Source organism: Stenotrophomonas sp. LMG 10879, assembly GCF_002750935.1.
Classification (GTDB): Bacteria; Pseudomonadota; Gammaproteobacteria; order Xanthomonadales; family Xanthomonadaceae; genus Stenotrophomonas; species Stenotrophomonas lactitubi_B.
The window spans coordinates 44,599-58,000 of the sequence record NZ_PEJT01000015.1; the positions used below are offsets into that span (position 1 = coordinate 44,599).

Annotated in this window: 10 protein-coding genes; 9 read left to right on the forward strand and 1 reads right to left on the reverse strand. The window is 65.6% G+C overall.

The features are described 5' to 3' along the window. The first annotated feature begins 111 nt into the window (after positions 1 to 111). The 9 genes from CR919_RS19110 to CR919_RS19150 all read left to right on the forward strand — a co-directional run bounded on the left by CR919_RS19110 (position 112) and on the right by CR919_RS19150 (position 11,427). Positions 112 to 1,584 (forward strand): transglutaminase-like domain-containing protein, encoded by a 1,473-nt coding sequence (locus CR919_RS19110; RefSeq protein ID WP_099821359.1) that lies wholly within the window; start codon positions 112 to 114, stop codon positions 1,582 to 1,584. A 50-nt stretch (positions 1,585 to 1,634) separates the two neighbouring features. Beyond that, positions 1,635 to 4,658, forward strand: coding sequence for a TonB-dependent receptor (locus CR919_RS19115; RefSeq protein ID WP_099821360.1), 3,024 nt, complete (start codon positions 1,635 to 1,637; stop codon positions 4,656 to 4,658). Positions 4,659 to 4,713: 55 nt separating this feature from the next. Next, positions 4,714 to 6,264, forward strand: coding sequence for a serine hydrolase domain-containing protein (locus tag CR919_RS19120; RefSeq protein ID WP_099821361.1), 1,551 nt, complete (start codon positions 4,714 to 4,716; stop codon positions 6,262 to 6,264). Continuing rightward, positions 6,197 to 6,910, forward strand: a complete 714-nt coding sequence (locus CR919_RS19125) for a M15 family metallopeptidase (RefSeq protein WP_099821362.1) — start codon at positions 6,197 to 6,199, stop codon at positions 6,908 to 6,910. The genes CR919_RS19120 and CR919_RS19125 overlap by 68 nt, the downstream gene beginning before the upstream one ends. Positions 6,911 to 7,514: 604 nt before the next feature. Further along, a complete protein-coding gene (locus tag CR919_RS19130; RefSeq protein ID WP_025878234.1) occupies positions 7,515 to 7,886 on the forward strand; it encodes a hypothetical protein in 372 nt (123 codons plus the stop codon). 227 nt (positions 7,887 to 8,113) lie between these two features. Continuing rightward, positions 8,114 to 8,533 carry an EF-hand domain-containing protein gene (locus CR919_RS19135; RefSeq protein ID WP_099821363.1) on the forward strand — a complete coding sequence of 140 codons (420 nt, stop codon included), beginning with the start codon at positions 8,114 to 8,116 and terminating at the stop codon, positions 8,531 to 8,533. A 97-nt stretch (positions 8,534 to 8,630) separates the two neighbouring features. Further along, positions 8,631 to 9,383 carry an HAD family hydrolase gene (locus CR919_RS19140; protein ID WP_032975604.1) on the forward strand — a complete coding sequence of 251 codons (753 nt, stop codon included), beginning with the start codon at positions 8,631 to 8,633 and terminating at the stop codon, positions 9,381 to 9,383. 31 nt (positions 9,384 to 9,414) lie between these two features. Then, entirely contained in the window at positions 9,415 to 9,903 is a 489-nt protein-coding gene (locus CR919_RS19145; protein WP_099821364.1) for a hypothetical protein, read from the forward strand. Positions 9,904 to 10,065: 162 nt separating this feature from the next. After that, entirely contained in the window at positions 10,066 to 11,427 is a 1,362-nt protein-coding gene (locus CR919_RS19150) for a VOC family protein (protein WP_099821365.1), read from the forward strand. A 100-nt stretch (positions 11,428 to 11,527) separates the two neighbouring features. Here the strand turns inward: CR919_RS19150 and CR919_RS19155 are convergent, their stop codons facing one another. Beyond that, positions 11,528 to 13,042, reverse strand: coding sequence for an acetyl-CoA hydrolase/transferase family protein (locus CR919_RS19155; RefSeq protein WP_099821366.1), 1,515 nt, complete (start codon positions 13,040 to 13,042; stop codon positions 11,528 to 11,530). Between the last annotated feature and the right edge of the window lie 360 nt (positions 13,043 to 13,402).

A 13,402-nucleotide genomic window follows, 5' to 3' on the forward strand; every position in this document is an offset into this window, starting at 1 on the left:
AGCTTGTTGGAATATTTATTCCTTTCGGCCGCGAAAGCAAGAATAAATTATTGACCGGTCCTCCGGCCCGTGTTACACAGCCGTTACCACCCGCGCTTGGGAAGTGTCGCTGTGGATCCTGCCGTTCGCAAACCGTCTCTGCCTGCCGCTGCCGGCCTTGGTGCCGCGCTGCTGCTGTGGGCGTGGGCGGCACCGGCCGCGGATCAGCGCAGTGCCGTCGATCGTGAGCGGGAAACGCAGCTGATCGATCTGGTCGACAGCGGTCGCTTCAGGGATGTCGATGCGACGTTCGCCGCAGACGGCGTGCCCGCACCCGCCGACTTCCAGTACGAGCGCATGCGCCGCATCAAGATGGATTTCAGCCTCGACGAAGCCGCAGCCAAGGCCGCCGTTCGCCGCTGGATTCCCGACCTGACCGACGAGGAGTTCGCGCGCTGGGACCAGCAGGGGCTGATCGAGCACTACGATATCGACGGCACACGCTGGTACTTCAAGCGCGCACCGTCGAACCTGTTCCTGCTCAGCGACGAGGCGCGTGCGCGTCGTCGGGCAGATGCACCGATGCCACCGCCCGGCCCGAATGAAGTGCTCAATGCACACCACGTGCGTGTGGTTGCTGCCGCCGAACAGAGCGGCAACGCTTCCGTGCTACCACAGCGAATCGAATTCACCCAGTCGTTGACGGTGAAAGCGGACGCAGTGCCGGCAGGCGAAACCGTGCGCGCATGGATTCCGTACCCGCGCGAGATTCCCGGCCAGCAGGAGCGCGTGCAGTGGGTTGCCAGTTCGCCGGGCAAGGCGCGTATCGCCCCGGCCAGCACGCAGCAGCGAACCGCCTATCTGGAAGCCAAGGCCGTGGCTGGCCAGCCGACGCGCTTTGAAATCCGCTACGCGGTGACGATCTTCGCGCGTCACACGGCAATCGACGCGACCAAGGTGCCGGCGACGGCGAATGATCCCGCATTGAAGCCCTATCTGGCCGAGCAGCTGCCGCACGTACGCTTCACCCCAGCGTTGAGGCTGTTCTCCGACCAGGTGCTGCAGGGCGAGACACGCCCGTATGAAGTGGTACGCAGGCTGTTCGCGGCGGTCGACCGCATTCCGTGGGCAGGGGCGCGTGAGTACTCGACGATCAGCAACATCAGCGACTACGCGCTGCGTGCCGGCCACGCCGATTGCGGGCAGCAGACCCTGCTGCTGATCGCCCTGCTGCGCATGAACGGCATTCCCGCGCGCTGGCAGTCGGGCATGGTGTTTTCCGACGATGGCAGCGGCTACAACAACCTGCACGACTGGGGCCAGGTCTATCTGGCGCCGTATGGCTGGCTGCCGATGGATGTGACCACCGGTGCGCTGGCCAGCGACACGCCCGCGCTGCGTGATTTCTACCTCGGTGGCCTCGATGGCTACCGCATCGCGTTCAACGACGATTTCGGCCAGGCCTTCGTGCCGGCCAAACAGCACTACCGCTCGGAAACGGTCGACTCGCAGCGCGGCGAGGCCGAGTGGTCAGGCGGCAACCTGTACTTCGACCAATGGAGCTATGACTTCCAGTGGCGGGTACTGCCAGCCGGGCAACGCTAGCGCGACACACCACCCCACCACCATTCAATTCTTGCAGGAGAGAGCAGGGGATGAAGGCTTACAATATCAAGCGGGCGGCCTTGTGCGTCGCCCTCGGGACGTGCCTTGGCATCATGCTGCCCACCACGGCCATGGCCCAGAACGTGTCGGGTGCCGTTGCCGGCCGCGCGACCGCGGGCGACCAGATCACCGTCGTCAATGCCGGCACCGGTCTGACCCGGACGGTCACCGTCGGTGCCGATGGCAGCTACCGCCTCGGCCAGCTGCCGGTGGGTGACTACCGGCTGCAGCTCAGCCGCGATGGGCAGACGCTGGGCGAACAGGTGGCGGTCAGCGTCGCTGTCGGTGGCACCACGACCGTCAACCTGGCCAGTGGTGGCGGCGTCACCAACCTCGATGCACTGCAGGTGGTCGGTACCCGCGTGATCAACCGGGTGGACGTCTATTCCACCGAGACCTCATTCAACATCAACCGCCAGGAGATTTCCCGGCTGCCGGTGGCACAGGACCTGTCCGCTGTCGCGTTGATGGCACCGGGCGTGGTCGGCGGTAACTCGTCGTTCGGCGGCCTGTCCTTCGCTGGTTCCTCGGTGGCCGAGAACGCGGTCTTCATCAACGGCCTCAACGTCACCGACATGTACACGCGACGCGGCTTCAGCACGGCACCGTTCGCGTTCTTCAATGAATTCCAGGTCAAGACCGGCGGCTACTCGGTCGAGTTTGGCCGTTCCACCGGCGGCGTGATCAATGCGGTCACCCGCTCGGGCAGCAACGAGTTCAAGGGCGGTGTGGAAGTCACTGCCGAGCCCAGCGCGGGGCGCTCCAGCGGCGGCGACCACTTCCATCGCGACGGTACGCCGCATTCCTACGGCAGCCGCGACAACAACTCGTTCCTGAAAACCAACGTCTGGGGCTCTGGGCCGATCATCAAGGACAAGCTGTTCCTGTTCGCCATGTACGAGGACCGCAACGACCGCGGCCACAACACCTCGTCCGATGGCAGCACCTGGTTCAAGAACAAGTCCGGCAATGGGTTCTGGGGCACCAAGCTGGACTGGAACATCAATGACAACCACAGCCTGGCGCTGCTGGCGTTCTCCGATGAGGGCGATGTCACCAACGCGTCCTATGCTTACGACTGGGATGACAACCGCCTTGGCGACTGGGGCGGTGATTCGATCACCGAGACTGGCGGCAAGAACTGGTCAGCCACCTACACCGGCCACTTCGGACAGAACTTCACCGCCCGCGCGATGGTCGGCCAGAACAACCAGCGCGCGTTCACCAACTCGTCGCTGGACCAGGCCTGCAGCCCGGTGTTCACCGACAGCACCTATGGCACCCGTCTGTCCAAGCTGCAGGGCCTGCGCGCCGGCTGCCATCCGACCGGCACGGCCGTGGCCGAACGTGATGACACGCGCGACGTGGCGCGCCTGGACTTCGAATGGCAGCTGGGGGATCACCTGCTGCGCTTCGGCGTCGACCGCGAGCTGATGACCACCGACCAGACCACCCGTTATCCCGGGCCGACCGCCTTGAGCTACACCGCGTACGTGGCGCGTCCCGGGGATGAAGTGTGGGACGGTGCCAATGCCTACGTACCGGCCGGTGTCACCGAGATGCTGCGCGCGCGCAACCGGCAATCCGGCGGCAAGTTCGAGACCGAAGCCAATGCCTTCTATCTGGAAGACATCTGGAACATCACCCCCAACCTGATGCTGAACCTGGGCGTGCGCTGGGACCGCTTCGAAAACCGCACCGCCGCCGGCAAGGCGTTCATCAAGATGGACGATCTGATCGCGCCGCGCGTGGGCTTCTCGTGGGACATGAAGGGCGATGGCAGCACCAAGCTGTTCGGCAACGCGGGCCGTTACTACCTGCCGGTGACCAACAACATCAACGTCAACTTCGCCGGCGGCCTGACCGACGAGTACAGCTACTACGTGCTTGAGGGCTGGGAACGGAAAACCTCGCCCACCGGTTCGGCGTACATGGCACCGGTCATCGGCCAGCAGATCGGGCCGACCGACACCCGCATGAACACCGGTGGTGCCGACCTGCGGCAGAGCGTGGACAAGGATCTGAAGGCGGTCTACCAGGACGAGTACATCCTCGGCTTCCAGAACATGATCAACCAGGCCTGGTCGTGGGGCGTCAATGCCACCTACCGGCGCATGACCCGCGCACTGGATGACATCCGCATCAATTACACCCCCTGCGGACCGACGCCGAGCACGTTGTGGCCGATCGCAAACCCGGGCGAGAGCCTGACCATCTGGGGCGACAAGAGCATCGGCTGCGCCAACGAAGGCTGGATCACCATCGATACCGCCAACAGCGGCTATCGCAAGGGTGGCAGCGGCGAGGTGATCGGTTATTCCAAGCCGAAGCGTACCTACAAGGCGCTTGAGTTCCAGATCGACCGCGCGTGGGACGAGAAGTGGATGCTCAACGCGTCCTACCTGTGGTCCAAGAGCGAGGGCAATTTCGAAGGGCCGGTGAACTCCGATACCAACTACGGCGACACCGGCATGGTCCAGTTCTGGGATCACCCGGCCACCAACGAACGTTATGGCGTGCTGTTCAACGACTTCCGTCACCAGTTCAAGCTGCGTGCTGCGTATGCACTGAACAAGCAGTGGTCGTTCGGCACCACGTTGCAGGTGCAGTCCGGCGGCCCGATCACCGCCTATGGCGTGATGTGGCCGAACGATTCGATCGCCGGTGGCAGCACGTCCAGTGAAGGCAGTGGTGGTGGCACCGGCTGGCTGTGCGTGGCCAACTGCTCCGGCCCGTATGACAAGCGCCAGTTCGAATACAGCCCGCGTGGTGCCTTCGGTCGCCTGCCGTGGACCTGGACCATGGGGGCGAACGTGACCTGGCGTCTGCCGGTGGAGGGCATCGACCTGAGTGCCCGACTGTCGGTGTACAACATCTTCAACAACCAGAAGACCATCAACGTGCATCAGCGTTACGAAGCGCAGCCTGGCCAGTACCGCGAGAACACCTTCGCCACCGGTACCCGTTGGCAGGCCCCGCGCTACACCCAGCTGGTGGTGACCTGGAACTTCTGATCGATGAGGATGCGCAGTGCCGGGCGTTGCCCGGCGCTGCCGATGGAGACCGACCGTGTATCGCCTGCTGACCTTAGCCGTGCTGCTTGCCGCCGCCCCTGCAGGGGCCGTGGATACGGCACGCCTGGACGCCGACATCGCCTTCGTGGTCCAGCACGAGCACCTGCCGGGGATGGCGATGGCAGTGGTCGAGGATGGCCAGGTGGTCTATCGCCACACCGAAGGAGTGCGCGGTGACGGCGGCCGCATCGACGAGGACACGCTGTTCAAGATCGCCTCCAACAGCAAGGCGATGACCGCCGCGCTGCTGGCTACGCTGGTGGAGCAGGGAAAGCTGCATTGGGATGATCCGGTGCAGCGTCATCTGACGGCGTTCCGCATGCATGACCCGTGGGTGGGCGAACACCTGCAGGTACGCGATCTGCTGATCCACAACAGCGGCCTCGGCCTGGGTGCCGGCGACCTGATGCTGTGGCCCGAGCCCAATGCCTTCACCCGCAGCGACGTCATCGCCGGGCTGGCACACCTGAAGCCGGTCACCAGCTTCCGCAGCGGCTACGCCTACGACAACCTGATGTACGTCGTTGCCGGCGAGGTGGCCGCGGCCGCCGGTGGCAAGCCGTATGACCAGCTGATGCGCGAGCAGATGTTTGAACCGCTGGGGCTGACCCGCTGCCAGGTGGGCGCATGGTCGGTGGAGCAGGTCGGCAATGTCGCCCAACCGCATGTGCGGCGCGACGGCCGCAATGTGGTGGTCGGTGCGGATGGAACGCTCAGCCCCGACCTGACGTCGATGGCGGCTGGTGGCATCCGTTGTTCGCTGCGCGACATGACGCGCTGGATGCAGGTGCTGCTGGACCCGTCGCTGGCGCCGACGTGGTTGGGTGCCGAGCAACGCCGCATGCTGTGGACACTGCACATGCCGATGCCGTTGGGCGAACGCCAACGCGACTGGGACAACGCCCGTTTCTACGGTTATGGGCTGGGCTGGCGGGTGTCGGACATGGACGGGCACTGGAAGGTCGCGCACACCGGGACACTGTCGGGCATGTATTCCTCGCTGGCGCTGCTGCCGGATCGCAAGGTCGGTGTGGTGATGCTGATCAACGGCGAGGCCGAAGACGCGCGTACCGCGCTGATGCAGTCGACGCTGAAACAGTTCACCGCGCCGGAAGACGCGCAACATGTCGGGTACTACCTGGCCGAGCTGGCCGCCGATCGAGCCGTGCGTGCCGCCACGGGCAGTCGTGCGCCGTCCACCCGGGCTGCGCAACCGGCTGCCGCCACCGATCTGTCGCAGTGGCAGGGGCGTTATCGCGATCCCTGGCTTGGCCCCGCCTCGCTATGCCCCACCAGTAATGGCCTGCGCTTCAGCGTGGACAAGTCGCCCACGCTGCAGGCAACAGTGAAGCGGCTGGAAGGTCGCTGGCTGTTGCAGTGGGATACGCTGGAGCCCTCGGCGCAGGCGTGGCTGAATCCCGGCGCAGACACGCCGACGCTGGAGCTGCGCGCCATCGATTCGGAGATCGACTTCAGCTATGACTTCCAGGACCTCCATTTCACTCGTACTGGCGATTGCGCTGACACCGGCGGCCCACGCCACTGAGCCACCACGCATCTCCCCCGCCACCGACGCCACCGCGGCGGGGCTGGTGGATATCCGCACGCTGTCGCCGCGCATCGAGATGGACATCCGCTATGCCGGTGGCAACAACTTCACCGCTGCGCCCGTGCCCGGTTATGAGGCGCCTGCATGCTATCTGCTGGCGCCGGTGGCAAAGGCGTTGGCCGCTGTGGAGGCGGACCTGCGCACGCAGGGCTTCGCGTTGCGCCTCTACGACTGCTATCGCCCGGTGCGCGCGGTGCAGGCGTTCATGGCCTGGGTGAACGATCCGCAGGAACAGTCGCGCAAGGCGCTGCAGTATCCGGATCTGGACAAGCCGCAGCTGCTGAGCGACGGCTACATCGCCGAGCGTTCCGGCCACAGCCGCGGTGCCACCGTGGATCTGGGCCTGCTGGATTGCCGCAGCGGGCGCTGCACGCCGATGGACATGGGCACCGACTTCGATTTCTTCGGCCTACGCGCGCATACGCAGACGCCGGGCTTGAGTGATGCACAGAACGCCAACCGCCAACAGCTGGTGCAGGCGATGGCACGACGTGGTTTCGCCAACTATGCGCAGGAGTGGTGGCACTACACGCTGCAGCCCGAGCCGGATGCGGGTACCGCCTACGACGTGCCAGTGCGGTAGGGGGTGTCGGCAGGGCTGCGCCCTGCACCTGCAGAGGCCACTGCGCGAGCAACAGCAGAAGCAACAGCAACAGCAGAAGCTGGCATTCCGTGGGATGGCGGGGTGGTTCCGGTTGCGGGGGACGCCGTAAATACGTCCCTGTAGGCTTGGCCGCGGCATCCATGCCGCGGACACCCCCGCAACCGGACCCACCCCGCCTTCGACGGATTTCCGCGATCTGTCGGAATGGCATGGCCTGCGCTCGGTGGGTGTCGACCTTGGTCGACAGGTAGATCCACGCCATGCGTGGATGCTCTTCGATCAATTGTCGAGATATTCGATTTCGATGGAGATTCATCCACGCATGGCGTGGATCTACCAACCGTTGTCGGGAAACTGTCGAGGGTGGGGCGGTGTGGGCATGCAGGACCGTTGGCGCCATGGATGGCGCCATCGAGCCCCCATGGATGGGTTCACGGCGTGTCCTGCATGCCCACACCGTCCCGCCATCCCACGGAATGCCGCTGTTGCTGTTGCTTGCGCAGTGGCCTCTGCAGGTGCAGGGCGCAGCCCTGCCTATACACTTACCCCTTACACTGGCCGCCTTCTCCTGCGTCCCCGCCCGATGAACCTTCCCCTGCATTTCGGCCTGCTCGGTACGCTTGAAGCGGGCCTCATCGCCCTGCTGGTCGGCCTGTTGGTGTACTTCCTGTGGCACCACCTGTGCCGCCTGCTGCACTGGACCGTGGGCCATGCGATCGGCTGGTCGTGCGTCATCGCGGTGATCATCTCCGCCGGCATCGACGCCTGGAAGCTGTTCTACATGGGCATCGTGCGGCTGGAGTCGCCGCTGTATGCGCGCCTGTTCCTGTCCACCATCCACGATCCGAACGAACTGGGCAGCCGCGTGGTGCTGGAGATCGCCGGCGCGCTTTCCGGTGTTGCATTGGGATGGGTGTTGTTCAGTTCGCGGTCATCGGAAAAAACCGTCGACTGACGCAGGTTTTTCGTTCGCTGCCGGTTAAATCCGGTAGCGCTGAATGCTCGTCTTACTCCCTGCTCACTTCGCACTAACCACCGCGCTAACGCATGCGTCTGCGTGGGTGGTTAACCATGTGTGTTCGCGGCGATCGCCGCGCAAAATCGATTCAGAAACGCGGTGGCAGGGTAGGTGCCGTGCGGAAACAACGACCGCGCACTACCACCCTTCAGGAGACACCCCAGATGACTATTCGCAACCGCAAGCCCCTGATCGCCCTGATCGTCGCCGCCGGCAGCGTGTTGGCCATCCCGGCGATGGCGCAGTCGGCCAAGCAGCAGGCCGCGCATGCACAAAACGAAGCGGCGCAGGCCCAGCAGGCGGCGGCACAGGCAGGCCAGGCGGCCGACCAGGCGACCGATGCGGCCGCAGCAGCGTCGGCGCAGGCCAATGGCGGTGGCCAGACCTGGGCCAGCATCGATACCGATGGCAACGGCACCATCAGCAAGAGCGAAGCACAGGTGAATGCGGGCCTTGCCCAGGTGTTCGACCAGGCCGATGCCAACAAGGACGGCCAGTTGAGCGCCGACGAGTACAAGGCCTACGTGGCCGCCCAGCAGGCCGGTGCCGGCGCGGCTGGCACGGCCGCAGGCCAGGGCCGCTGATCCACGGTTGAATTCGGGACAACCGGTGCATGGGCAACCCGGGTGGCTTCGGCCACCCGGGTTTTTTTCGTCATCTCAGCGCCTGTATCCTAGGGCGATGAACACCTCCACGCCTGCGCCTTCGCGCGCCATCGGCCTGGTCGGTTTTGACGGTGACGACACGCTGTGGAAGAGCGAGGACTACTACCGCAAGGCCGAGCAGGATTACCTGGACCTGCTGTCGCGCTACATCGACGTCCATGACACCCAGACCGCCCGCCACCTGCTGGAAGTGCAGCAGCGCCACCTCGGCGTGTTCGGCTACGGGGTGAAGAGCATGACGCTGTCGATGATCGAAGCGGCCATCGAGATCACCTCGCAGCGTATCGAGGCCAAGGACATCCAGCGCATCCTCGACATCGGCCACGACACCCTGCGCCATCCGGTCGAACTGATCGACGGCGTACGCGAGTCGGTGGCGGCCATCGCCGCGCAGTACCCGGTGGTGCTGATCACCAAGGGCGACCTGTTCCATCAGGAAGCCAAGATCAAGGTGGCGGCGCTGGCGGACCTGTTCCCACGCATCGAGATCGTGTCCGAGAAGGACCCGGAAACCTATGCCCGCGTGCTGGCCGAATTCGACCTGCCGATGCAGCAGTTCGTGATGGTCGGCAATTCGCTGCGCTCGGATATCGAACCGGTGATCACCCTCGGCGGCTGGGGCATCCATACCCCGTACGCGGTGACCTGGGCGCACGAGACCCAGCACGGCGTGGCCGACGACGAACCGCGCATGGTCAACGCCGATACCGCCTGGGACTGGCCGGCCGCGCTGGCGACGATCGAGGCCAAGGCCGCTGCCGCGGCCTGACACGGCGCGGCGGCTGCGGCAGAATCGGGTCATGAAACTGCCACTGCGCGCGCTGCTGTTGTCCCTGCTGCTGGCGCCGGCCATCGTGCTGGCCCAGCAGACCGCCGAACGTTCGGCGACCTACGAGGTGGATACCGGCGACACCTGGGTCGACACCCAGCTGGCCGACATCAACCATTACGCCGAGCGCTACCCCGATGCCTTCCTCGACGAGGTATCGCGCTATGCCGGTGTACCGCGCGGCTACATCGCCGCGCTGGCCACCACCCACCAGTGGCAGGCCGGCGACATCTACTTCGCCTGTTTCTGGGCCAAGGCCAGTGGCCAGACCTGCCGCGACAGCGTGCGCGCCTTCAGCCAGGACCCCGAGGGCGGCTGGGCCGAGGTGGTGAAGCGGATGCCGGCCAAGCCGCAGAACCTGCATTACCGCGCCGTGCGCCACGCCATCGTCGCCAGTTACGAGCACTGGGACCGGCCGATCACCCTGGATGCCACGCTGAAGCGCCAGTTGAAACGGTAGCGCCGGGCCACGCCCGGCGAGCGCGCAGCACGGTCCTGGGATCCGCCGGGCATGGCCCCGCGCTACCGATGTTCCTCATGTTGCTATGCGTATCGCCGCCGCCGCGCACTCCGGCGACAATACGGGTTCTCGCCGTTCCCCGTTCCCGTAACCGAGTGACTGATGAGCGCCTCTTTCGTTTCGCCTGATGTGATCCGCCGCCTGTTCGCCCAGGCCATGTCCCGCATGTACCGCACCGAAGTGCCGCTGTACGGCACGCTGGTGGAACTGGTGGAGCGGATCAACACGCAGGTCCTGGCGCAGGACCCGGCGCTGGCCGCGCAGCTGCTGCGCAACGACGAGCGCGCCCGCCTGGACGAAGAACGCCATGGCGCGATCCGCGTCGGCACCCCGCAGGAACTGGCGACCCTGCGCCGCCTGTTCGCGGTGATGGGCATGTACCCGGTGGGCTACTACGATCTGTCGGTGGCCGGCGTGCCGGTACATTCCACGGCCTTCCGCCCGCTGACCGCCGCTGCGCTGGCACTGAACCCGTTCCGCGTGTTCACCTCGCTGCTGCGTCTGGAACTGATCGAAGACGAGGTGCTGCGTGCGCAGTCGGCTGAGATTCTCGCCCGCCGCCGCATCTTCACCGACGACGCGCTGGCGCTGATCGACCAGGCCGAGCGTGACGGTGGCCTGACCCAGGCCGATGCAGAACGCTTCGTCGAACAGGCGCTGGAGACCTTCCGCTGGCATGGCGACGCCACCGTAGATCTGCCGACCTACCACGCGCTGCACAAGGCGCACCGGCTGGTGGCCGACGTGGTCAGCTTCCGTGGCCCGCACATCAACCACCTGACCCCGCGCACGCTGGACATCGACGCTGCGCAGGTGGCGATGATCGAGCACGGCATGGCCGCCAAGGCGGTGATCGAGGGCCCGCCGCGCCGCGCCTGCCCGATCCTGCTGCGGCAGACCAGCTTCAAGGCGCTGGAAGAGGCCGTGCACTTCCCGGACAACGAGGGCGGCGACGCCGGTACCCATACCGCGCGCTTCGGCGAGATCGAACAGCGCGGCCTGGCACTGACCGCCAAGGGCCGCGCGCTGTACGACCAGCTGTTGACGCAGGCGCGCGATGCCGGCGGCGCGGGCAGCACCGGCGGCGACTACGGCCAGCGCCTGCAGGCGGTGTTCGCCAGTTTCCCGGATGACCATGACACCCTGCGCCAGGAAGGCCTGGGCTACTACCGCTACCAGCTGACCGACGCGGGCCGCGCCGCACCGGAACGCGTGGCCGACCTGCCGGCCGAAGTGCTGGTTGCAGCGGGCCTGGCCACGGCCGATCCGATCGTCTACGAGGATTTCCTGCCGGTCAGCGCCGCCGGCATCTTCCAGTCGAACCTGGGTGGTGGCGAGCAGCGCGCGTACGCCGCCCATGCCAATCGCGAAGCCTTCGAACAGGCGCTGGGCGCGGCGGTGAACGATGAGTTCGAAATCTACGAGCGCATCCAGGCCGAATCGCTGGCGGCGCTGCGCGGATAAGCCGCATGCCGCGGAGCCGAGCATGGGCTCGGCTCTGCAGGGATGTTGCGGTGGTGCCATTTGTAGAGCCGAGCCATGCTCGGCTCCTCAGAAGCGGGCGTCAGCCCTTCATCGTGCCCGTATCCAGCCATCGCTGGTGCCACGACAGCGCCTCCGGCAGCAGGTGCGGGGTGTGCTTGCCGTAGCTCTCGCGGCTGGCGCGGTCGAAGTAGTCCTGCAGCTGCGCGCGGAAATCCGGGTGCGCGCAGTTGTCGATCAGCACCTGCGCGCGCTTGCGCGGGGTCAGGCCACGCAGATCGGCCAGGCCCTGTTCAGTCACGATCACCGACACGTCGTGCTCGGTGTGGTCGACGTGGCTGGCCATCGGCACGATCGCCGAAATGGTGCCGTTCTTCGCCGTCGACGGGCTCAGGAACGCGGACAGGAAACCATTGCGCGCGAAGTCGCCCGAACCGCCGATGCCGTTCATGATCCGCGTGCCCATCACGTGCGTCGAATTGACGTTGCCGTAGAGGTCCACTTCGATCATGCCGTTCATGCCGATGCAGCCGAGGCGGCGCACCAGTTCCGGATGGTTGGAGATTTCCTGCGTGCGCATGATGATGCGCTCGCGGTAGAAATCGATGTTTTCCTTGAACGTCTCGTTGGCCTGCGGGCTCAGTGCGAAGCCGGTGCACGAGGCATAGCTCAGTACGCCGTCGCGCAGCAGGTCGAGCATGCCGTCCTGGATCACCTCGGTGAACGCGGCCAGGTCGCGGAAACCACTCTTGGCCAGGCCGGCCAGCACCGCGTTGGGGATGTTGCCCACGCCCGACTGCAGCGGCAGCAGGTTGGCCGGCAGGCGGCCGCGCTTCACTTCGTGCTGCAGGAACTCGATCAGGTGCGCGGCAATCTGCTCGCTGGTCGCATCGATCGGGCTGAACGGGCTGTTGCGGTCGGGGCCATTGGTGCGCACCACCGCCACGATCTTGTCCGGGTCGCAGCGCAGCGCGGTCTCGCCGATGCGGTCGTTGGCATTGACCAGCGGAATCGGCTTGCGGTGCGGCGGCAGCGCGGTGCCGTAGTAGATGTCATGCATGCCATCCACGCCGGCCGGCTGCCATTCGTTGACCTCGATGATCACCTTCTTGGCCAGGTCCAGCCAGGTCTTGTTGTTGCCCAGCGAAGTGGACGGCACCAGCGAACCATCCTCGCGGATGGCCGAGACCTCGATCACGGCGGTATCGATCTCGCCGTAGAAGCCGAACCAGACGTGCTGGGCAACGTGGCTGAGGTGGATGTCGATGTAATCCAGCTTGCCCTCGTTGATGCGGTTGCGCGCATCCGGGTCGCTCTGGAACGGCATGCGCATGGCGATGCCATCGGCCTTGGCCAGCGCGCCATCGAGTTCCGGCGCAGTGGAGGCACCGGTCATCAGGCTGATCTGGAAGGGCAGGCCCTGGGCATGCACCGCTTCCATGCGGCGGGCCAGTTCAACGGGAACGGCCTTGGGGTAACCGGAGCCGGTAAAGCCGCTCATGGCCACGGTTTCACCGGGCTGGATCAGCGCGGCTGCGGCCTCGGCGGAGACCACGCGGTCACGAAGACGCGCGTTGGCGATGCGATCAACAGTCATGACGACAGCGTTTCTGGGGGGAATCCCGATTATCGGCCATCCCCTGCCGTACGGGGGGTTCTACCTTCGTGGAATGGTGTTTCCGGCAACGCCTCTCCCATACCCGCCAGTTTTGTTTTGCAGTGCAGCGTGCAAAGTACTTTCGTACACCGCACGATGGCCCTGCATCCCGACGTGGGGGAGGGAGCAGAGCCCGCTGGCAGTTCGCTGCAAGCGGGCTTTTTTATTGCCTGTCGCCCAGTATGAATACGCGGTGCCGGGGTCGGATCCTTTTGCCAACGGCAAAAGGCGCTGACCCCACAGGCCACGGCAACGGGTCACAGCCCTTCGCCGTTGGCAAAGGGATCCGACCCCGCGAGA